General features: G+C 73.3%; 25 protein-coding genes and 1 pseudogene. 11 read left to right on the plus strand and 15 right to left on the minus strand.

Annotated features, from left to right (window positions below; genetic code table 11):
• Nucleotides 1-107: 107 nt before the first annotated feature.
• Nucleotides 108-239: pseudogene (locus ACWFQ8_RS13200) on the plus strand (ATP-binding protein); the annotation flags it as partial.
• Nucleotides 240-353: 114 nt separating this feature from the next.
• Here ACWFQ8_RS13200 and ACWFQ8_RS13205 read toward each other — a convergent pair.
• A complete protein-coding gene (locus ACWFQ8_RS13205) occupies nucleotides 354-1184 on the minus strand; it encodes a PhzF family phenazine biosynthesis protein (protein WP_453786293.1) in 831 nt (276 codons plus the stop codon).
• Between the two features lie 171 nt (nucleotides 1185-1355).
• Nucleotides 1356-1787, minus strand: coding sequence for a GNAT family N-acetyltransferase (locus tag ACWFQ8_RS13210; RefSeq protein ID WP_453786294.1), 432 nt, complete (start codon nucleotides 1785-1787; stop codon nucleotides 1356-1358).
• 301 nt (nucleotides 1788-2088) lie between these two features.
• Here ACWFQ8_RS13210 and ACWFQ8_RS13215 point away from each other — a divergent pair, with 301 nt between their 5' ends.
• From ACWFQ8_RS13215 to ACWFQ8_RS13235, 5 genes are all read left to right on the plus strand, one after another.
• Nucleotides 2089-2289 carry a hypothetical protein gene (locus ACWFQ8_RS13215; protein ID WP_453786295.1) on the plus strand — a complete coding sequence of 67 codons (201 nt, stop codon included), beginning with the start codon at nucleotides 2089-2091 and terminating at the stop codon, nucleotides 2287-2289.
• Between the two features lie 274 nt (nucleotides 2290-2563).
• Nucleotides 2564-2971, plus strand: coding sequence for a YciI family protein (locus ACWFQ8_RS13220; protein ID WP_453786398.1), 408 nt, complete (start codon nucleotides 2564-2566; stop codon nucleotides 2969-2971).
• Complete coding sequence (locus ACWFQ8_RS13225; RefSeq protein WP_453786296.1) at nucleotides 2968-4254, plus strand: RNA polymerase sigma factor; 1287 nt, start codon at nucleotides 2968-2970, stop codon at nucleotides 4252-4254. The genes ACWFQ8_RS13220 and ACWFQ8_RS13225 overlap by 4 nt, the downstream gene beginning before the upstream one ends.
• Before the next feature lie 46 nt (nucleotides 4255-4300).
• The gene (locus ACWFQ8_RS13230) at nucleotides 4301-4504 is read left to right on the plus strand and encodes a hypothetical protein (protein ID WP_453786297.1); all 204 of its coding nucleotides are present in this window, start codon (nucleotides 4301-4303) and stop codon (nucleotides 4502-4504) included.
• 325 nt (nucleotides 4505-4829) lie between these two features.
• Nucleotides 4830-5519 (plus strand): hypothetical protein, encoded by a 690-nt coding sequence (locus ACWFQ8_RS13235; protein ID WP_453786298.1) that lies wholly within the window; start codon nucleotides 4830-4832, stop codon nucleotides 5517-5519.
• On the opposite strand, the gene ACWFQ8_RS13240 is transcribed toward ACWFQ8_RS13235, so the two are convergent.
• Nucleotides 5520-6722: a tyrosine/phenylalanine carboxypeptidase domain-containing protein gene (locus tag ACWFQ8_RS13240; RefSeq protein WP_453786299.1), complete on the minus strand. Its 1203-nt coding sequence runs from the start codon at nucleotides 6720-6722 to the stop codon at nucleotides 5520-5522.
• A gap of 187 nt (nucleotides 6723-6909) precedes the next feature.
• Nucleotides 6910-8403: an AMP-binding protein gene (locus ACWFQ8_RS13245; RefSeq protein WP_453786300.1), complete on the minus strand. Its 1494-nt coding sequence runs from the start codon at nucleotides 8401-8403 to the stop codon at nucleotides 6910-6912.
• Between the two features lie 164 nt (nucleotides 8404-8567).
• Between ACWFQ8_RS13245 and ACWFQ8_RS13250 the strand changes: the two genes are divergently transcribed.
• Nucleotides 8568-8978: a rodlin gene (locus ACWFQ8_RS13250; protein WP_453786399.1), complete on the plus strand. Its 411-nt coding sequence runs from the start codon at nucleotides 8568-8570 to the stop codon at nucleotides 8976-8978.
• 202 nt (nucleotides 8979-9180) lie between these two features.
• Here ACWFQ8_RS13250 and ACWFQ8_RS13255 read toward each other — a convergent pair whose 3' ends face one another.
• On the minus strand, nucleotides 9181-9570 hold the full coding sequence (locus ACWFQ8_RS13255) for a response regulator (protein ID WP_453786301.1): 390 nt from the start codon (nucleotides 9568-9570) through the stop codon (nucleotides 9181-9183).
• Between the two features lie 201 nt (nucleotides 9571-9771).
• On the opposite strand from ACWFQ8_RS13255, the gene ACWFQ8_RS13260 reads away from it, so the two are divergent.
• Entirely contained in the window at nucleotides 9772-10053 is a 282-nt protein-coding gene (locus tag ACWFQ8_RS13260) for a hypothetical protein (RefSeq protein WP_453786302.1), read from the plus strand.
• Between the two features lie 213 nt (nucleotides 10054-10266).
• On the opposite strand, the gene ACWFQ8_RS13265 is transcribed toward ACWFQ8_RS13260, so the two are convergent.
• The 4 genes from ACWFQ8_RS13265 to ACWFQ8_RS13280 all read right to left on the minus strand — a co-directional run bounded on the left by ACWFQ8_RS13265 (nucleotide 10267) and on the right by ACWFQ8_RS13280 (nucleotide 12076).
• The gene (locus ACWFQ8_RS13265) at nucleotides 10267-11097 is read right to left on the minus strand and encodes a class I SAM-dependent methyltransferase (protein WP_453786303.1); all 831 of its coding nucleotides are present in this window, start codon (nucleotides 11095-11097) and stop codon (nucleotides 10267-10269) included.
• Nucleotides 11098-11177: 80 nt separating this feature from the next.
• Nucleotides 11178-11438 carry a hypothetical protein gene (locus tag ACWFQ8_RS13270; RefSeq protein WP_453786304.1) on the minus strand — a complete coding sequence of 87 codons (261 nt, stop codon included), beginning with the start codon at nucleotides 11436-11438 and terminating at the stop codon, nucleotides 11178-11180.
• Nucleotides 11425-11733 carry a DUF6400 family protein gene (locus ACWFQ8_RS13275; protein ID WP_453786305.1) on the minus strand — a complete coding sequence of 103 codons (309 nt, stop codon included), beginning with the start codon at nucleotides 11731-11733 and terminating at the stop codon, nucleotides 11425-11427. Before ACWFQ8_RS13275 ends, ACWFQ8_RS13270 begins: the two co-directional genes overlap by 14 nt.
• Before the next feature lie 100 nt (nucleotides 11734-11833).
• Nucleotides 11834-12076 carry an antitoxin MazE7 gene (locus ACWFQ8_RS13280; RefSeq protein WP_453786306.1) on the minus strand — a complete coding sequence of 81 codons (243 nt, stop codon included), beginning with the start codon at nucleotides 12074-12076 and terminating at the stop codon, nucleotides 11834-11836.
• Between the two features lie 183 nt (nucleotides 12077-12259).
• On the opposite strand from ACWFQ8_RS13280, the gene ACWFQ8_RS13285 reads away from it, so the two are divergent.
• Nucleotides 12260-12631, plus strand: coding sequence for a PRC-barrel domain-containing protein (locus tag ACWFQ8_RS13285; protein ID WP_453786307.1), 372 nt, complete (start codon nucleotides 12260-12262; stop codon nucleotides 12629-12631).
• A 149-nt stretch (nucleotides 12632-12780) separates the two neighbouring features.
• On the opposite strand, the gene ACWFQ8_RS13290 is transcribed toward ACWFQ8_RS13285, so the two are convergent.
• From ACWFQ8_RS13290 to ACWFQ8_RS13300, 3 genes are all read right to left on the minus strand, one after another.
• Nucleotides 12781-13866, minus strand: coding sequence for a carboxylate-amine ligase (locus ACWFQ8_RS13290; protein WP_453786308.1), 1086 nt, complete (start codon nucleotides 13864-13866; stop codon nucleotides 12781-12783).
• Between the two features lie 201 nt (nucleotides 13867-14067).
• Complete coding sequence (locus ACWFQ8_RS13295; RefSeq protein WP_453786309.1) at nucleotides 14068-14613, minus strand: DUF5133 domain-containing protein; 546 nt, start codon at nucleotides 14611-14613, stop codon at nucleotides 14068-14070.
• A 127-nt stretch (nucleotides 14614-14740) separates the two neighbouring features.
• Complete coding sequence (locus tag ACWFQ8_RS13300) at nucleotides 14741-15319, minus strand: STAS domain-containing protein (protein WP_453786310.1); 579 nt, start codon at nucleotides 15317-15319, stop codon at nucleotides 14741-14743.
• Nucleotides 15320-15472: 153 nt separating this feature from the next.
• On the opposite strand from ACWFQ8_RS13300, the gene ACWFQ8_RS13305 reads away from it, so the two are divergent.
• Nucleotides 15473-15808, plus strand: a complete 336-nt coding sequence (locus tag ACWFQ8_RS13305; protein WP_453786311.1) for a hypothetical protein — start codon at nucleotides 15473-15475, stop codon at nucleotides 15806-15808.
• Nucleotides 15809-15816: 8 nt separating this feature from the next.
• On the opposite strand, the gene ACWFQ8_RS13310 is transcribed toward ACWFQ8_RS13305, so the two are convergent.
• Entirely contained in the window at nucleotides 15817-16548 is a 732-nt protein-coding gene (locus ACWFQ8_RS13310; RefSeq protein WP_453786400.1) for a VOC family protein, read from the minus strand.
• A 246-nt stretch (nucleotides 16549-16794) separates the two neighbouring features.
• Entirely contained in the window at nucleotides 16795-17208 is a 414-nt protein-coding gene (locus ACWFQ8_RS13315; protein ID WP_453786312.1) for a TraR/DksA family transcriptional regulator, read from the minus strand.
• 166 nt (nucleotides 17209-17374) lie between these two features.
• On the opposite strand from ACWFQ8_RS13315, the gene ACWFQ8_RS13320 reads away from it, so the two are divergent.
• On the plus strand, nucleotides 17375-18871 hold the full coding sequence (locus ACWFQ8_RS13320) for a hypothetical protein (RefSeq protein ID WP_453786313.1): 1497 nt from the start codon (nucleotides 17375-17377) through the stop codon (nucleotides 18869-18871).
• Between the two features lie 153 nt (nucleotides 18872-19024).
• Here the strand turns inward: ACWFQ8_RS13320 and ACWFQ8_RS13325 are convergent, their stop codons facing one another.
• A complete protein-coding gene (locus ACWFQ8_RS13325) occupies nucleotides 19025-19885 on the minus strand; it encodes an endonuclease/exonuclease/phosphatase family protein (RefSeq protein WP_453786314.1) in 861 nt (286 codons plus the stop codon).
• Nucleotides 19886-19914: the final 29 nt, after the last annotated feature.

The following is a 19914-nucleotide window of genomic DNA, read 5'->3' on the forward strand; positions in this document are numbered from 1 at the left end:
CGTCCGTGAGGATGGAGTCGAAGCGGCGGAACTGCTGGGGTGGACCCCCAAGCCGTCCCTGGAGGAGGGGATCCGGTCCGCTCTGGACTGGATTCCGGTCCGCGACGAGCGACGAAGTCCTGGCCACCGCCATCCTCGACCGGCTCCTCCACCACTGCGACGTCGTCCCGATCAACGGCCCCAGCTACCGGCTCAAGAACCGGCTCACCGCCATCGAAGGAGACGTCGGCGCCGCCTGACGGGCTGCCCACCCGCCCCCACTCGTACCCGCCGCGCCGTACCCGCACCGTCGCCCGCCCCCTCCTGTCCGCACTGCGGGCAGCGCCGCACGCTTCGTCGGAGCGATCCGGCCCTCATACCTGGAGGGTCGCCTCCAGGACGGTGATCGCATGGCCGGTGAGGTGGACGCGGTCACCGTGGACGGAGGTTTTGACCAGGCCGGTGCGGGCGGAGGCCTGGAAGCCGGTCAGGGTGTCGCGCCGGGCCAGCCGGGCCGACCAGTAGGGGGCCAGTGCCGTGTGGGCGCTGCCGGTGACCGGGTCCTCGGGGATGCCCTCCGCGGGAGAGAAGAACCGGGAGACGAAGTCGTACCCGAGGTCCGGCGCCGCCGCCGCGGCGGTGATGATGACACCGCGCAGCTCCTCGCGCCGGGTCAGGCCGGCGATCGCCCCGAGATCGGGGCGTACCGCCCGTACGGCGGCCTCGTCGGGCAGCACCGTGAGGAGGTCCCCCAGCGCCCCGGTGCGGAAGGTGGCCTCCGGCCGCGCCCCGAGGGCCTCGGCGAGACCCCGGGGTACGGGGACCTCGGTGCCGGGTGCGGCCGGGAAGTCCAGGGTGACGGCCCCGTCCTCGCGGGGGTGGGCGGTGAGGATGCCGCTGAACCGGCTGCGGAACCGTACGGGTCCCGGGGTCAGACCCTCCCGGTGCAAGGTGTGGGCGGTGGCCAATGTGGCATGACCGCACAGATTGGTCTCGACGAGCGGCGTGAACCAGCGGATCTCCCAGTCGGCGTCCCCGCCGGCCGGCAACGGCAGGGCGAAGGCCGTCTCCGAGTGGTTCAGCTCTGCGGCGATGTGCCGCAGCCACTGGTCGTCCGGCCATGCCCCGGCCGGGAGCAGACAGACTCCGGCGGGGTTTCCGGCGAAGGGCCGGGAGGTGAAGGCGTCCACGATCTTGAGATGCATGCCACGAAACGTACCGAGGCCAATCGCGCCATGGGCAAGGCCAATTCTGCGATAGTGGCCTGGATCGGCCCTCAGTGGCCCGGGCGGCCCGGCAGCGGGGGTGAACCTCAAGTCCAGGGTGAGGGTCGGGGGGTTCCCGGGGCTTCGGGGCGGGCCGGGGCCACCGCCGGGTCAGACCAGGGGCTTGGTGAAGTTGAAGGCCGTCACGGACATGCGCTCGCGGAAGTAGAAGCGGTGGGCCTCGGTCCGATGGGTCCCGGAGTCGAGGTTCAGGGCCGTGCAGGCCGCGGCCCGGGCGTGCTCCTCCAGGTGCGCGAGGAGGGCGTGGCCGACGCCCGTGGAACGGGTGCTGGCGGCGGTGACCAGGTCGTCCACGTACAGCTTGCGGACCTGGCTGGTGTTGGCCACGATCCGCCAGCCCGCCGCACCCACGCACGCACCTTCCCCGTCGTACGCCGCAGTGAACCGCAGCCCCTGGCCGCTGCCCTCCGCGAGGACCGCGCGGAACAGCTCCTCGGTCAGATGGGGGCGCAGTTCGCGCAGGACGGGCAGCAGGTCCTCGGCGAGCCGCGGGTCGCCGGGCTCCAGGTCGATGATCTTCATGGGGGCGAGCGTATCCGCGAGACCCCGCGCCCCGCCGGGTTCGGGCGAGCTGGCCGGGCGGGGCGGGCAGGCCGACCGGGCAGGGCGGGGCACGGCGGTCGGGCGGGCCGATCGACCCCGGGCGAGCCGGACCGACCCCGGCCTCCGGCCCCGCCCCGGCCCCCCCGACCCCGCCCCGGCCGGACCTCGGGGCTCGGCCAATCGGCTATCCCTCGGCCGCGCCCGGCAGTGCGTCGGGACAGCGGGACGAACTCTCCCTAGGTTCGGGGGTGCCCCTTCGACCTCATGAAAAGGTGGATCCATGCGCTCCATGCGTACCGTGTTCTCCGTCCTCGCCGCCGGCGCCATCGTCCTCGGCGGGGCCTCCGCGGCCAGTGCCGACGTAGTGGTCTTCGCCCCCGCGGAGAACTCGTACACGCTCGTCTTCGGCGACTGGCTCCAGTTCGCTGGCGACGACGTGTTCAACGCGGGTCACGACAACACGGTCGGCTCCAACAACTGACCTGCCGTCCGACCGTGCGGGCCCGCGGCCCGGTGCCTCAGCGCGCCGGGAAGCGGGCCCGCACCGTCTCGGCACGGGAGTGTTGCGCCCGTCGGCTCCCGCGGCATCGGTGCGAGCCCGGCCAGTTCCGCCCCGCCGCCGTCCCTCCAGCAGGGCGGAACCGTCCCGCTCCGCCCGGCCGGCATGTCGAAAGGGGAGGGACGGCTCCGACGTCCCGTACGAGAGGCCCGGACCCGGGGCTCGCGAGCAGAAGGAGTGGCATCCCGTGAAATACATGCTGATGGTCCTCGGCAAGCAGGACGACTACGACGCCATGGGCGGCAAGGCGGGCGGCGAGGGCCCTGCCTGGTCCGAGGCGGAGCTCAAGGCCATGTTCGACCACATGCGGGCGCTGAACGACGACCTCGCCGAGTCGGGCGAATGGGTCGACGGCCAGGGCCTCACCGAGCCCCGGCAGGCCCGGCTGGTCACGGCGGCCCCCGACGGGACCCCCGTGGTGTCCGACGGGCCCTACGGGGAGTCCAAGGAGGTGCTAGCCGGGTACTGGATCGTCGACGTCGCCGACTTCGCCCGCGCCGCCGAGATCGCCGCGCGGGCGTACGCCTGCCCCGTCCCCGAGGGCGCGCCGAACTACCCCGTCGTCGTCCAGCCCGTGGACGAGGGGACCGGGACCGAGATGTGACGGCGGACCCCGCCCCCGCGATCGAGGACCTGCTGCGCCGCCTGGCGCCGCAGGTCCTCGGCGCGCTCGTCCGCCGCTACGGCCACTTCGACGCCGCCGAGGACGCCGTACAGGAGGCCCTGCTCGCCGCGGCCCGCCAGTGGCCCCGGGAAGGCATTCCCGCCCGTCCGCGCGGCTGGCTGATCCGGGTGGCCGCCCGCCGTCTGGTGGACGAACTGCGCGCCGAGGACGCGCGCCGCCGCCGCGAGGAGCGGGACGCGGCGCTCACCCCGCGCGACGCGTTCACCGCCCCGCCACCCGGCGAGAGCCGCGCCCCGGCGCAGGACGACACGCTCACCCTGCTCTTCCTGTGCTGCCGAGCCGAGCTCCCGCCGGCCGCCCGCATCGCGCTGACCCTGCGCGCCGTGGGCGGTCTGACGACCGCCGAGATCGCCCGCGCCCAGTTGGTGCCCGAAGCGACGACGGCGCAGCGGATCAGCCGTGCCAAGCGCCGGATCAGGGAATCGGGGACGCCGTTCGGCATGCCGGGCGAGGACGAGCACGCCGAACGCCTCGCGGACGTGCTCCACGTGCTCTACCTGATCTTCAACGAGGGCTACACCGCCACCTCCGGCCGCGACCTCCGGCGCGCCGACCTCTGCGCCGAGGCGATCCGTCTCACCCGCGCCGTCCACGCCCTGCTGCCCGCCGACGGCGAGGTGTCCGGCCTGCTGGCCCTGATGCTCCTCACCGACGCCCGCCGCGCCGCCCGCACCGGCCCCGACGGGAACCTGGTCCCCCTCGCCGAACAGGACCGCTCCCGCTGGGACCGCGCCGCCGTCACCGAGGGCGTCGCCCTGGTCAGCGAGGCACTCACGCACACCGGGCTCGGCCCCTACCAACTGCGCGCCGCCATCGCGGCCGTCCACGACGAGGCGGCGAGCGACGCCGACACCGACTGGCCGGAGATCCTCGCCCTGTACGAGCTGCTGATCCGGATGGTCCCGGGGCCCGTGGAGCGGCTCAACCACGCGGTCGCGGTGGCCATGGTGCACGGGCCGGCCCCCGCCCTCGCGCTGCTGGCCGACCTGGAGCGCGACGACCGCCTGGCCGGTCACCACCGGCTGGAGGCGGTACGGGCGCACCTGCTGGAGACGGCCGGAGACCGGGAGGCCGCGCGCGCCGCCTACACCCGGGCCGCCGCACTCACGCTCAGCCTCCCGGAACGCCGCTACCTCCGGTCCCGGGCCGCCCGGCTCGCGGAAACCGGACCGGGCGCCGACGGGGCAGACGCGTCCGCATGACGGACACCGCGCACGGTTGTCGGACCCCCCGCCTAGTCTTGATCACGTGAGCCCGACCCCTGACACCACGACCCCCGGGACCCCGGCCCCCCGTGCGGCCGAACGCTCCCTCGCCGAGATCAACGCCGACATCCGGGGCCTCTTCGCCCGCGCCGAGGGCCGGCTGTCCGACGCGGAGCGGGTCCGGCACGCGAGGCTGCTGCAGGAGTGGGCCGCGGCGATACGGGCCTCGGTCGTACCCGCCGCGTAGGACATAGGACCGCCGCATCCGCCGGACGGCGGCGGGTGTCCGCGCCGTGAGCCGCGGACCCGCGACCGGCGGGCCGGCCCGCCCCCTCGTCCCTCCTCGTGCGTTTCGGCCATCGACTGCCCCGATTCGGCCAAGTGGCGCAATCACCCCCGGCCGTGCGGCGCGTTGCGGGAAGCTGCTCCAGCCACATCGAGTCAGCGGAAATGGTCGAGGACCGGGTCGGTCTGGCGGTGAGGAAAGGTCCGTGGTGCCAGTGGACTTATTGTTCGGCATTGCCGAAAAAGTGGTCGTCGCCGCTTCGGCCTCGACGCTCTCGCTCGTGGGAATGCGCCTGTTCAGACCTCGCATCAAAATCTCTTCCGACATCGCGGCCAAGTGGTCCGTGGAGGGGCAGGGACTGCGGTACAGCATGAAGTTGGTCAACCGGAGCCGGCGCATGCTGGTGGACCTGAGGTTCGAACTGGTCCTCGTCTACGAGAACTCCGAGGGCCGGACCAAGACCAAGCTGATCATGCGCAACCGGCCGGATCCGATGTCCATCAAGGGGCGCAGCTGGCGCAAGCAGACGGAGAACGTCTCGGGCGTGTACACCGTCGCGTACAGCGAGGACATCATCGGACTCGTCGCCGCGCGCACGCTCGGCGGCACCCGCCCCGCGCACCTGCGGTTCCGGTGCTTCGCGCGCGACGGAATGTCCGGCATCGGGAAGCAGTTCGAGATGAAGTACGAGGGGCCCCTGGAGCACATGCTCTACGGCAACTTCGAGAAGGGTAAGGGCCGAAGGGTGACCCGCGAGGAACCGCACGAGGGCTGGACGCGGAAGATGGCCCTCTTCGCACCGGACGCGTCACCGGCCGAGGGCGGAGCGCGGACTCCCGCCGCCGCCGCGAGCGAGGGCGCGGACGGAACGCATCCCGCAATGGTTCCGGGGCCGCGCGCCGACGGCGACAAGACCCCGGACACCGTCGCGCGTGACGCCGGCCCACCCGGCGGGGACGCCGAACCGGGCCGCTGATCACTCCAGGGTTGAGCCGGGGCGTGCGTACGCCCCGGCTCGGCCCCGTACGACCTCCCGCACCCGTGCCACGAACTGCTCGTCCGGCCGCCTGAGGTCGTCGCCGAGGTGGTCGCGGACCCCGGCGTCCCGTAGGAGATCGAGGCGGGCGAGCGGCCATTTCGAACTCATCAGCAGGTCGTGGTCGTCCGGACGCCCGCTCAAGTGCTCGTCGAGCATGCGGAAGCCGGCCAGGTAGACGTGGTCCTTCACGAATCCTCCCGGCGCGGAGGTGTCCACGAGGCCGCGCTTCACGCGCACGGCCACATCGAAGGCGGTGTCCGTCGGGGCGTACGGCGCGAGGGCCTCGACCACGTCGACGAAACTCCCGCGCAGGGCCGCGTCCACGGCCACCACACGCAGGGCGAACCTCCGGTCGAGCGCACCGCCGTTCGCCGCCCGTTGCTCGTTCCAGACGGCGAATCCCTCCTCGGTCGCCGTGTGCCCGGAGAGTTGCAGACCCAGTATCCGCGCCCCGCGCACGGCATTGACCCATCGGAAGACGTGCGTGCCTATCTCGTGGACGACGAGCCGTACGAGCTCGTCCCGCGAGAGCCGGATGTCCGGCCGGATCCGTACGGACCGGTCCGCCGTCGACACGCTCATCCGGGCGGCCGCGCCCGGCTTGATCCGGACGGTCCAGTCCGTCAGCCCCTCCTGGTCGAGGACGGCCGTGATCGCCGAGGCGGCGGCGGCCGCGTTCAGCGCCGGCTCCTCCTCCGGCCGGTGGGCCCGCTCCGGGCCGGGCCCATCCGGGCCCCCTTCGAGGAGCGCGACCGCGTCGGCGAGCAGGGCGGCGTCCGGGGCCCCGTTCTCCCGGGTCGTGGCCTCCGTGATCCTCACGGCGTCGTGACTCGCGCAGGCCAGGTACCTGTCCAGGTGCCGCGCGGCCTCCTCCGCTATCAGCCGGTGCCAGGGGTCGTCGTGGGCGGCGCCCTCGGCGACGATCGCCCGCAGGGCCCGGGAACTGCCCTCGTCCGCCTCGCGGTACGTGAACCGGGGGCTGTCCGGAACGCCCCGCCGAGCCGCGCGCAGGAACCGCTCGCGGTGGCCCCCCAGGTCGTCGGGAAGCACCACCGCCAGCAGCGACAGTCCGGCGGTGGCCGCCTTGTACCGGCGGGCCGCGGAGTCGGCGCGCCGCATGCCGTCCATCTCGGGGTTCACGCCTGAGTGCTCCGTAGGTCGCGGTCGTCGGGGTCACCCGGTCATCGGCCGACGGCCGCGTCCCGAGCCTCTCTCAGCTCTCTGTTCCCATCTGTTCGAGTACTAATCTGTTCGAGTGCCGAGTGCCGAGTGCCGAGCGCCAAGACCGGCCCCGGCGCGGCCCGTTCGGCTCCGCGCGCTCCCGCCCTCACCGACCGCCCGCGCGCTCGCGCAACCGCCGCTTGTCGGGCTTGCCGCGCCCGGTCAGCGGAATCTCCTGCTCCCAGAACACCGCGGTGGGCCGGTGTGCCGGGGCCAGGGCCCGCTCCACCAGGTCGCACGCCTCGCCCGCCGCGACCGGACCCGGTAGGTCGCCCGGCGCCGGGACCAGGAAGGCGCACACCTCCTCGCCCGTCCGGTCGCTGTGCCGGCCCACGACCACCGCCCGCGCCACGGCCGGATGCCGGGTGAGCGCGGCTTCGACCGGCAGGCAGTACACGTTCTCCCCGTCGACCATCACCACGTCCTCGACCCGGTCGTCGAGGTACAGGTACCCGTCCCCGTCGAAGTGCCCGAGGTCGCCCGTCCGCAGCCAGCCGTCGCGCAGCGCACCGTCCGTCAGCCGGGGCCGGTGCCAGTAGCCGGCCATCATGGCCGCCGACCGCGTCCACACCTCCCCGGTGGTCCCGGAGGGCACCGCCGCGCCGCTCCCGTCCCGCACCTCGACCCCGACCCCCGCGACGGGGCGCCCGACGGAGGCGAGCAGCTCCGGCCGGTCCGCGACGGCCGCGTCGTGGTCGGCGGGGGAGAGGCGGCAGATCACCGCTGCCTCGTTCGTGCCGTAGCCCTGCCGCCACCGCCCGCCCCAGCGGGTCACCGCCTGCCGCAGCCGTTCCGGGTGCACGGGCGAGTCCCCGTACGAGATCCGCTCCAGCCCGGGCATGCCGTCGGCCGTCACCGGATCGTCCAGCAGCCGGTAGATCATCGAGGTCGTCACGTACGTGGACACCGGCCCCAGTCGCAGGCACGCGGCGGCGAACTCCCTTGGTGCGAAGGGCTCCAGGACCTCCACCCGCCCGCCGGCCCGCAGCTGTTCCAGGCACCGGCCGCCGGACCGCTGGGCCAGCGAGGTGACGGACAGATAGACCGGCGCGGGCCCGTCCGGGTCCCGTTCGGTGTTCCGCGCGGCCATCGCGCCGAAGGTGGAGGCCACCCCCTTGGGCCGGCCGGTGGTGCCGCCGGTGTAGGTCACCCGTGCCAGGTCCTCCTCCCGCGCCTGAACGGCCACGGGCACGGGATCGCGCCGGGCCGCCCGGCGCAGCGCCTCGTCCAGGGCCAGCACGCGCACCCCGGTCGCGGGCACGGGAACCCCGTACAGCACCAGGTCCGGCCGGCAGTCCCGCAGGATGAACTCCAGCCCGTACAGGGCCGGTCCGGCGACGACCTGGGTCAGCCGCGCACCCAGGAGGTGCGCGGCGAGGCGTACCCACAGCACCTCCGGCCCGTTCCGGGCCGCCACGCAGGCCAGCCCCGAACCCCGCCGCACGCCGGCGTCCGCGAGCACCCCGGCCAGCCGGTACCCGCACTCCAGCACCTCCGCGTAGCGCAGGACGTCAGGTCCGGCGCCGATGGCCGGCCGCCCCGCGTACCGCTCGAACGACGCCACCAGTCCCGTGACGTACCGCGACCGCGCACCCGCCACCCGAGGCCTCCCTCTCCGGCTCCGCGGCCGACGCTACGGCCGTATCCGCGGCGGCGGCGCCCGCCACACCGGCGGCCGATCGGGTGAAGCCGCGGAACCTGCCGCGGGCCCGGGCGTTGATCAGAGCGCTCACCCCCGTGCACGTGTGCAACAGAAGGACGATGATGATCAAGAAGATGATGGCCGCCGCCGCCGCCACCGCCTCCATCCTCGGTGCGGGCGCCGCGCTGGCCGCCCCGGCCATGGCCATCGGCAACGACAACGGGGTCAACACCGTCAACGGCAACGGTTCCCAGCAGATCTACGGCAACCAGAAGACCCACGGCGACCTGAGCCCGCAGCTCAGCCTGGTCCAAGGCACCCTGAACAAGCCCTGCATCGGCCTGCCGGCGAAGGTCAACCTCCAGTCGATCCTTGCCGCTGTCAACGTCGGTGTTCAGGACATCAACATCCTGTCCAACCCGCAGAACCAGCAGTGCGTCGAGAACTCCACCCAGGCCAAGGGCGACGAGCCGCTCTCGCACATCCTCAGCAACATCCCGGTGCTGTCGGGCAACCTGTCGAACGGCAGCTGACGCGGTCCCCTTTTCGAGCCGGGGCCTCGGACGCCTGCGCGAGTGCCCACGGGGCCCCGGCTTGTACCACCCGGACCCGCGGATCCGACTCTTCCGCCCGGGCACCCTCACGACGCACGAAGCCTCCCGCCGACCGGAGCGGGAGGCTTCGCCGCGTCAGGAGGCCGCGCCGCGAGAGGGCCTCGCCGCGCGGTACGTGCCCTCAGCCTGCCGACGGCCGGGCGAGGCGCTCGACGCGGGTCAGGAACTCGGTCGGATGGAAGGGCTTCGCGAGGCACTCGTCCACGCCCGCCTCCAGCGCGCGGGCCGTGCACTCCGGATCCGCGGGCGGCAGGGCGAGGATCGGCGTCCGCCCGTGGACGGGATGCCGGCGGATCTCCTCGAACAGGGCCACCTCGTCCAGTCCCGGCCCGGTGCGTTCGCAGACCACCAGCGCGACGGCGCCGCCCCCGTCCAGGAGGGCTACGGTGTCCGCGCCGCTGCCACCGTCGACCACGGCGTACCCCCGGCCCGCGAGGAGGCGCGCCAGCAGGTCCCGGAGCGTGCGGTCCTTCGCCACGAGAAGGATCTTGCCGGGGGTGTCGCCGCTCATCGTGTGCCTCATCGTCTGCGTTGCGTCTGCGTCTGCGTCTGCGTGTGCGTCTTCGTGCGCGTGTCGTTCGTGCGCTGTTCCCGACGAGCGTACGAGAAGGACGGGGCGCCCCGTACCGCCCCTTCCCGGCGCAGGCGTGACGACGCGGCCGAGCGGGGCAGGGTCCTTGCCTGTCCGCGGGAGGCGTGTCTAGCTTCGGGCATGACCACTGAGCCGCAGCGCTTCGAGATCCTGCTGGTGCCCGAGCACATCGAGAACCTGGGCCGAGCCAAGGCGACGGACAAGGCCTTGCGGTCCGCCGTCGTCGAGGCGACCGGCAAGAAGGGCGCTTCCGGGTACCCCCGCTACCAGGGCGAAGGGCTGGAGGCCGACATCGATCCGCGCACGCGCACCGTGGAGGCACTGCTCGTCGACGGCGCGGAACTGGACTACGGCCTCAAAGCCGTGATCGCCCCCGAGCCGGACCCGCACGGCGCGCGATGAGCGCGTGAGGTGCGGTCCCGGGGGATCGACTCCAGGACCCGCGGCGGCTCCACGCGACCGCAGCCGCGAGCTCGCCCGGCGCGGCGGGTGTCCGGGATGCGGCCGTGCCCGTCCCGGCGGACCCTGGACCCATGTCGCACCAGGACCCCCCGCCCGGCTGGGGACAGCCCCCGCCCCCGCCCGCGCGGGCGCGCAACACGGGCAACGGTGCGGTCAGCCGGTGCGGTGTGCCGTCAGGAGCAGGTACTCCCACTCCATGGCGCCGTTCGCGGTGTGCTCGCGTACGAGCGCGTCGAGGTCGGCGTCGAGGGCGGCCACGCGTTCGGGGTCGTCGCCGATGAAGCGGTAGACGGCGATGGTCGGCCCGTAGCAGGCCTTGAAGAACGCGCGGAACTCCTCCGGTTGCGCGAAACGGTCCACCCGGACCGTACGGCGGGTGGCCTCCACATCGGTGACCGAGTCGCCCAACAGCTCGTGGACGTGCTCCTCGTCGCCCCACAGCGGCGGCGGCTGGGCACCGGGTGGCGGCGGGGGCGCGTAGGGCTTCATCGTGGCGAACATCTGCCCGATGAACCCCTGCGGGGTCCAGTTGATCAGTCCGACGGTGCCGCCCGCGCGGCAGACGCGCAGCATCTCCGCGGCGGCCGCCCCGTGGTGGGGAGCGAACATGATGCCGACGCAGGACATCACCTTGTCGAACTCGCCGTCCGCGAACGGCAGTGCCTCCGCGTCGGCCTCGCACCACTCCAGCTCGACACCGCGTACCGAAGCCAGGTGCCGGCCCACCTCCAGCAGATCGGGGGTGAGGTCGGACGCGACCACGTCGGCTCCCGCCTCGGCGGCCGGAATGGCCACGTTGCCGGAGCCGGCGGCGATGTCGAGCACCCGGTCACCGCGTCCGACGGCGCATTCCTGGACGAGCAGGGGACCCAGCTCGGAGATGAGGCGGGAAGCCACGGACGGGTAGTCGCCCAGGGACCACATCGCCCGGTGCTTGTCCTTCAGGGCGCGGTCGGCCTGGACCGCGTCGCTCAGCTCGGTCATGACGGCCGCCCTCCAGAGTTCGCAGCGCCCCCTCTGTTCCGAGCATAGGTACGTTTGCGGGGCGCGGCTCCTCGACCGGGTCAGAGCCGCGGAAGGCCGCCGGTGACACGGCTCCACAGGGTGGATCGGGTGGCGCCGAAACCGCTCTCGTGCACCCACACGTGGGCGCAGCCCGGGCACTGGAGGTGGAGCAGGCTGCCGGTGTTGGTGAGCAGGTACCGCCAGTGCGCGGAGCACGTCCGGCCCTCGGCGCACGGCGCGCAGCCCCGGGTGTCGTCGCAGTTCGGGCAGGCCGCCCAGGCCCGGCGGCCGATGTCGGCCTGCGGGTCAAGCGGCAGCACTGCCGTGCCCCCGCTCCGGGAGCACGCCGGCCGCGACCAGATCGTCGTACATGCGCTGCTGCGCCTCGTCGAGCCCCGAGTAGAGCAGGTCGTACGCCGCTTCCTCGCCCCGCAGTACCTGGACGGGGTCCCAGTCGGGGCCGAGGGCGGCCATCACCTGGGCACGGCGGAGCAGCTCGTGGGAGGTGAGGTCGACCGTGAGGTGCGTCAGCGCCGTCGGGTCCGGCCGCCCGGCGCCGGATGTGCGCGGGGCGGCGGCGTCGGGGCCGTCGGGGGACGGAGGGTGCTGGCTCATACTGCGAACTTAGGTAACCCTTCCTCGCCTGGTCAAGGGAGGGTGGGCGGAGTCACAGCGGCCCGTCCGTCCGTCGCGGCCCCGGAGGAGCGGCGGCGCCTCAGGCCGCCCGGGAGGAGCCGTTCCGCCCGGGACCGAAGTCGCGCGCGAACGCCTCGCGGAAGCCGGGCCGCTCGACCGCCCGCTCGAAGGCGGCGGTGGCGCGGGCCAGGCCGGCCTCCTGCTCCTGGGCGGCGGCCAGCTCGGCGAGGTAACCGCCCAGGGCCAGCCCGCGGGCCTCGGCGAGGGCGGTCAGCCGAGCGTGGACGTCGGCGTCGAGCTCGACCGTGGTGGTGTCAGCCATGTTCCGAGTATGCGCGTCCGCGCCGCACGGGGAAGGCCGTTCGGCCTACGTGTACGCCGCCGGTCGCGGGGCAGGCGCGACGATGGACAAGGAGAACCGCAGGACCGAGAGGGAGACCGCGCGACGAAGGCGTCACGTCCGCCGCGTCCGCCAGTCTTCCGTCACCGGAGGAGATGTTTTCGCGTGACTGACCATGCCTGGAACTACCCCGTCAGCTCGGGCCACCTGACGGGTTCCGACCTGACCGGCTACAAGGTCGAGGCGCTCGACGGCAGCATCGGCAAGGTCGACAAGCACTCCGACGAGGCCGGCGACGCGTACCTCGTCGTGGACACCGGAGTGTGGATCTTCGGGAAGGAAGTCCTCCTTCCCGCCGGCGCGGTGACCCGCGTCGACCTGGAGGAGGAGAAGATCCACGTCAGCCTCACCAAGGACCAGATCAAGGACGCCCCGGAGTTCCACCGGGAGCAGCACCTGGCCGACACCGGCTACCGCGAGGAGCTGGGCCTCTACTACGGCATCGGCGGCGGACCGTTCGGCAGCCACCGCGCCTGAGCTCCGCGGGACCGGGGCCCCGGCGCGCCGAGGCCCGGCGATCGAGATCCCAAGACGACCGAGATCCCGGCGACCGAGGTCCCGACGCACAGGTCCCCGGCCCGTTCCACGGGCCGGGGACCTGTCGCGTGCGGGCGTCAGCCCGAGGATCAGACGGCCGCCGTCGAGCGCGCGAGGCCGTCCACCACGTCGTGGATGCGGCCGCGCCGCGCGTAGGCCGACCGCTGCCGGGCCGCGCCGTTGCCCCGGGTGCGGATCCGCTCGACGAGGGCGGAGGCCGCGGCCAGGTCGCCCGCCGCCTCCAGACCCGGAGCGGCCCTTTCGAGCAGCCGGTCGAGCAACTGGGGAGCGGGCACCCGCAGGCCGGCCACGGGATCCAGACCCTCGCCGTCCAGACCGTTCGCGGCGCCGAGCCGGTGGGCCTCCAGCAGCGCGCGGCTCGCGAGCCGCGGGGGCGGCCGGCCGTCGTCGATCTCCGGCGCCAGTGCGGCGGCGAGGCCCCGTACGAGGATCGCCAGCAGGACGACCGTGTCGAGATCGGCGGTGACGTCGGCGACCCTGATCTCCAGGGTGGGCACGTGCTCCGAGGGGCGGGCGTACCAGTAGATCATGCGCCGGTCCATCAGGGTCCCGCCCCGTACGAGGGTCTGCGCCAGCCGGTCGTAGCCGGCCTCGTCCAGGAGCGGCGCGGGGCCCACCGTGGGCCACCGGGCGTGCTCGACCGACCGCCAGCTCGCGTACCCGGTGTCCACGCCGTGCGCGTAGGGGGAGTTGGCCGCGAGTGCCTGCAGGACGGGCAGCCAGGGGCGCATGTGGTTCGCCAGCGCGAGCGCCTGGGCGCGACCCGTGACGCCCACGTGGACGTGGCAGCCGCACACCACCTGGTCGTACCGGCCGATGGCGTGGGCGAACCGCTGTTCCATCCGCCGGTAGCGCTCGCCGTCGGTCACCTCCAGCGGCCGGTCCGGCGGTATCGGGGGAGTGCCGGACGCGACGAGCAGGCATCCCTCGTCCGCGGCCGCCGCGCCCAGGACGGACCGCAGCCGCGCCAGATCGGCCCGGAGGGCATCGGCGCTCGAAGCGGGCTGGGAGCAGACCTCCACCTGAGAGGTGAAGAACTCCGGCTGCACCCGCGCGCCCAAGAGCCCGCTCGCAGCCCGGACCACGCGCGGCCCGCGCCCCACCGGGGCTCGGCTGCGCGGGTCGACCAGAAGGAACTCCTCTTCCACTCCCATGGTCAGTCGCGTCCGAACGGTCGTGGGGCAGGTCGCGGGAGCGGCGCCGGTCCCCGTGGGCGTCTCGGGGCTCGGAGTGGATGCGGACACCGTCAGTGACATCGTCGACCCCTCATCGGTCAGATGGGCAAAGGGTGCAAAGGCCGCGAAAGGTGCGTACCCCGCATCCCCACTCTGACCCCCCGGGGCCGGGAGAGCCAGCTACCCCCGGTCGGCGAGGTGTCGCATGGCCGCGAGCACCGCTTCGTGCACCGTGCGGCGGGCCATGAGGACGCACAGCGTGTACGCGGCGTCGTCGAGCTCCCCCCGGGCGCCGGCGTCCCCCGGCGTCGCCCGGACCCGCCGCCGGCACTCCCGGAAGCGCGCCAGTGCCTCCGCCGTCCGCTCGGGGCACGGCAGCAGCCCCCGCACTCGCGGGGCGGGCGAGACACGGGCGGCCCCGATGGCGAGGCGCAGCCCGCGCTCCACACCGGACGGCACGCCGCCGCCCCGCGACTCGTTCACCAGGGCGCGGGCCACCGCCATTGGAGTGACACCCGCCATCTCCGATGCCGCTGTCAGTACCGTCCGGGCCTCGCGCACCGTGCACGGGGTCAGGGCCATGATCATGCCGAGCGCCTGCGCCGTCACGGGAGGGTCGACGGCTTCGTCCGGGGCGCAGGAAACGGGCGCCCCGGACACAGGGGGCGCGGTCGCGGCAGCGGGCGCCGGTGCGGGCTCGGCGGCGGCAGGAGGGGGAAACACCACGGTCTCGTTCCCTTCGACCCGGGTGGGGGTGAGTGGAGGACGGCAGGAGTTGGCATGCGGATCGGAGGTGTGCCGGACCGCACGGGTACGGCGCGCCCGGGGCCGGACGACCTGGCGGCGGCCTCCCTCACACCCGCCGGCGGCGGGTGTCACCGGCCGGCGGCCGGGTACGCCAGATCCTGGCGAGCATGTCGTGGACGGAACGCGCGTGCAGCCCCTTGCCGCTGGCCTGCGCCTCGACGTCCGCCCAGGCGCGCTCCTGCTCGGCGCGCTGCCGTACGACGCGGCAGAAGGCGCGGGCGGCGGCGGGGTCGCCGGTGCCCGCTGTGTCCTCGGTGGTCCCGGTGGTCCCGGTGGCAGCGCGGGTCGCGTGTCCGAATCCGGGGTCGGTTTCGGCGCACTCGACGTCCTCGGTGTCCAGGGCCAGGAGTTCCAGCAGCTGCCGGGGCTGGGCCTGCCAGCCGACGACCAGGACCCGCAGCCCCAGGTCCTCGGCGCGCCGCCGGAGGTCCAGGAGCAGTCCCAGACCCGGCTCGTCCATCACGTGCACTCCGTGCAGGTCCACCAGCGCGACGGCGGTATGGTCCGGCGCCCCGTCCAGCGCGTGCACCAGCGCCGGTGCCGCGTGCGCGTCCAGCACGCCTGCCGCACTGATCAGCACGGTGTTTCCGGCGTACTCGATCGCCGTATCGAAAGTGGACTGCATAGACGGTCTCTTCCTGGCCTGCCACAGAAGTCCCGATCCGGTCTCTCCGAGTGACTTCTGGTGGAGGCACATCCTGTCGCCCGCGGGAGTCCGTACCCGTACGGCGCGCCGTACGATGCAGAGGGGGAACACACGTGGCTCCGGGAGGGCGCCATGACCAATCGGCACTGTTTCCATCTCGACCAGAACGGCCACTCGATCAGCGTGCTGTGCGAGGGCCCCCGCCGCCCCGTCGAGGTCCTCGTGGACGGCAGGACCGTCGCCACCGCGCGGCCCCAGAGAGTGGCCCGTACCGTGCTGGCCGCGCAGATGCCCGGCGATCCGCCGGAGCCCTTCAGCATCCACCTCGGACCCCCGGGGGGCCCCGACGACTGCCCGCTGTGCTCCTTCGTGACCGACGACGGCATGAGCTACCTCATGCCCGACGTTCACCTCGGGGCGCCCGGGGGAGGAAGCCCTCCCGTACGGCCGCCGCCAGGTCGGGGCTGAGGGCCCGGTCAGGACCGGGGCGAGACGAGTGTGAACACGGCCCCGTCGGGATCGCTGACCGCGACCCACCGGCTCGACGTCGACGTCCGGACGGGGGAGACGGTCCGGCCGCCCAGGCGGACGGCGTCGGTCAGGGCGGCCTCCAGGTCCGGTACCTGGAAGTGGACGTGCCAGCGCGGCCTGACCTGCGGGTCCGGGTCGGTGTCCACGGCGCCGCCGCTGATCCGGGCGACGGCGGCGTGTCCGTGGCGGAGCACCACGTGGTCGTGCTCGTAGGCGACCGCGCAGCAGCCCGGGCGCTCGCCGGCCCAGTCGAGGACCTCGCCGTAGAAGATGGCCGCGGCGAAGGCGTCGCGGGTACGAAGTTCGAGCCAGGCGGGCGCCGTGCCGCGGCCCACCGTCCAGTCGGGGATCACCTCGCCCTGCCAGAAGCCGAAGACCGCCCCGTCCGGGTCGGCGGCAAGTCCGGCCCGGCCCGTACCGAAGGACAGCGGGCCGACCGCCATGGTGGCGCCGCGCTCGCGGACCCGGGCCGCCGTGTCGTCCGCGTCCTCCACGGCGAAGTACGGGGTCCAGGTCACCGGAAGAAGGGCCAGGCTCTCGGCCAGTACGCCGATCCCGGCGACCGGTGCCCCGTCGCGGAAGGCGACGGCGAAGCCGTCTCCGAAGCGGGTGCGGCGGAACTCCCAGCCCAGCACCGGGGCGTAGAAGCGTTGAGCGGAGGCGAGGTCGTGGGCCATCAGGCTCACCCAGCACGGCGCGCCGAACACCTCGTGACTTGACGTCGACACAGCAGCCCACTCCACTGTCGCTCGTCCTGATCGGGATCGGCCCCACCGTAGCCCGGCCCGACGCGGAAGCCCGCGAGGCTCGGCCAGGCAGATTCCCCGCGGACGCCGTCGCCGTCCGGGGCGGGCGGGCGAAAGGACGTGGCGCCGGGGAGCCAGACCCGCCGGTGCCTCTCCGCACCAGGGCAGGCCGTGCCGTCAGGCGGGGCGCGGCGGGCGGCGCGGGTCGGACCGGGCGCAGCGGACACAGGTGGTCGCCGCCGGGCGGATCTCCAGGCGCTCGGGCGGAATCGTTTCGCCACAGCCTTCGCACTGCCCGTACCCGCCCCGTTCGAGCCGTTCCAGCGCCCGGTCCAGGTCGTCCAGGTGCTCGCGCGCCCGCGCCATCAGGGCGGCCACGTGGGCCCGCTCGAAGGCGGTGCTGGCCCCCTCGGGGTCGTGCTCGTCGTCGACCGCGACCAGGGCGTTCGCCGCGACGATCCCGTCGAAGTCGCGGCCGAGCGCGGCCATCCGCGCGAGCGTGTCGGCGCGGTCGGCCGCGAGGCGTGCGCGGGCGGTCGCGAACGGGGACGGGCCGCGCTCGTCATGGCCGTAGCGGGATGTGTCGCCCATGCGTGCGACAACGCGGGTTCGCGGTCGCCGATTCCTCAACGACCGCGTCCGGACCGCGTCCGGCTCCGCGTCCACCCCCGCAGGGCGAACGGGTGCCGCGGGCGCGGGGCTCACCCGGATGCCCATGCCGGCTGCGGCCCTCTCGCGCCACGCCGATCCTGATGGCATGACGCCCAGCGGACCGCAGGTCATCGTCCACGCACCCGACCGCCGGGGGCTGCGCGAGGTCAGCGTCGCGGGGAAGACCGTGGGGCGGGCCTGGTCACCTCGGGACCTCCGCCGGGTACTGCGGCGGGCAGGGGTGCCCGCGGCCATCGACCTCGACCATCCCGGGCAGGTCCGATGGCGGGCCGACCCGGACCTGTGGCCGGATCGCCCCTGGTGGAGGCGCATCCAAGCCGGCCTCATGGTGCTCGGCCTCCTGGTGTCCGCCGCCGTGCTCTTCCGGGTGGGGCTGACGGACACCCTCGGAGCGCTGACCTTCGGCGGTCGGGTCATGGGTGTGGTGTTCCTGGCCGCTGCGCTGGCGGAGACGGTCGCGGCAGCGGCAGCCCTTGACCACTGGGGCAAGCGGGCCACGCGGTATGCGGGGCAGTGCGTCCTGCTGGGGGTGGTCATCGTGGCCGTCACGAGTCTGATGTTCCTCATCCTGCAGTGGGAGAGCGGCTACCACGCGGGGTTGTTCCGGCTGTGGGTCTCCCTGGTGGCATGGTCGGTCTGGGCGCTGTGGGAAGTGGGTCGGCACAAGGTCTGGCAGGGGATTCCGCACCCGAAGGGTTTCGCGACCGGAGTCGCCCTGTCGGCTCTCGTCGGTTCCGCGAGCGTGGCGTACTCCGCCATGTACACCCCGTACGTCGCCCCGCCGAAGGTGCCCTTCATGGTCTCCTTCGGGAAACCGACCCTGAACGCCGCCCGCACCAGCCTGTACGTACCGGCCCATCTCACCTTCCGTAACGAGGGATCCATCAGCATCTTCGTCGTCGGAACGCAGTGGTCGGCGACTCTCTGGCCGAGCGCCTTCCGCGCGAAGGGCACCGGACTGACGAGGTGGCGGGACGAACTGGGCGACGGTTGGGACACCCACCGCCACGAGGACTTCAACGCCCCGGCCCGCCTGCTGGCGGCAGGGCAGATCACCTCCGCGGGCAGCCGCCTCGACCCCGGTGACGACTTCTCGAAGCAGGCCGTCATCGAAGTACCGCTGAAGGACGTCGGTCAGGGACGCGTCGAACTGGGCGCTACGGTCTCGTTCATCCGGGCCGACCGCTGCAAGCTCGCCAACAGCTACCCGCAGTCGATCGAGTACTCCTGGGACGTGGACTCCGCCGATCGCAAGCACGTCTGGGACGCCCCGTCGTGGCTCGCCGACCCGGGAGACGACTTCTTTCGCTACCGGTCGAGGATCTACCGCAGCAGCGCGATCATGAACATGACGCAGGCTCCCGACTGGGCGGCCATGTGGTGGGTGATCCCGACATGGCGTGAAGGGAAGCCCTTCGCTCCCGGAGACACCATCCCCTACATGCAGGTCCACATCGCCCGCGACCCGGACAGCCAGGAAGTGCTCAGCGAAGACGAGCAGGAGCCGTACGGAATGAAGACCAGGTCGACGTCGGTCGATCAACCGGTTGCCCTGCTCCGCCGGGCCGCCGAGAAACCGTAGGCGGTATCCGCGCCGGCCTCGCGCCCGTCTGCGCGCCGTGCGTGCGGGAACGGGCCGGCGCCCGTGGCCGGCCGCGAGCGGGTGCGGCCCGGGTGCGCGGGGTGGTGTGTCCGCCCGCGCCCACCCGGGCCGCGTTGTGCCGGAAGGGGAGGGTTACGCGGCCACGCTCACGCTCTCGATCATCACGTGGTGGTCGGAGTAGGCCGAGTCGGCGACCGCGCACCAGCGGCGGGTCTCGCTGCTGAAGACGTAGTCGATCTTCCCGCCGAAGCTGTGCGTCGCCCGTCCCGTGCGGGGGGCGCCGGTCTGGTCGCACTCCTGGTAGCCCTCGGTGCCGGGACCCGTGGAGTAGAGCCCGGTCGGCCACACCCACGCGGCGGAGTTGTTCGGGGCGTCCGGCGGAAGCGCGTTGAAGTCCCCGCCGAAGACCACCTTGGGGAAGGTGTTCACGACGGCCTTGATCTCGGCGAACTGGTCGTCCCGGTAGTCCCAGTCCGGGTGGTCGGGGTTGCTGCCCAGTCGCGCGGCGTGGACGTTGCACAGCCGGACGTCCCAGTACACCGCCGTCGCGCACTGGAAGGGCCTGTGCTGGCCCGTGTACGGCTGTGTCACCGGGTACTGCCGGGCGTCCGCCATCCCGCCCTTGACCAGGACGGCCGTTCCGATGCGGTCCGCACGCCCGGTGTCCTCACCGCAGCGGCTGTTCCACGTCGTGCCGTCCTGCGACCACTGGTACGGCTCGAAGCTCTTGCTCCACCCCGCTCCCAGCTGCGCCATCAGCAGGGTGAGATCGTCCTCGCACACCTCCTGCAGCAGCGCGGCCTGGACGTAGCTGTTCTGGACGTGGTACTTGACCACGCCGATCTTCTGCTCGGGGGTCCCGGTGCCCTCGCAATGCCAGGTGGAGCGCTGCGAACCGCACATGTTCCAGGACATGACCTGGAGGTTCTTGGGCTCCGCGGCCTGGGCCGTCGGTGCGCCCAGCAGTGCGGCGAGCATCAACGAGCTCAGCACCCCGGCGCCTCTCCTCGCTATCGCTGCCA

It is taken from the genome of Streptomyces sp. NPDC055254 (assembly GCF_053606025.1).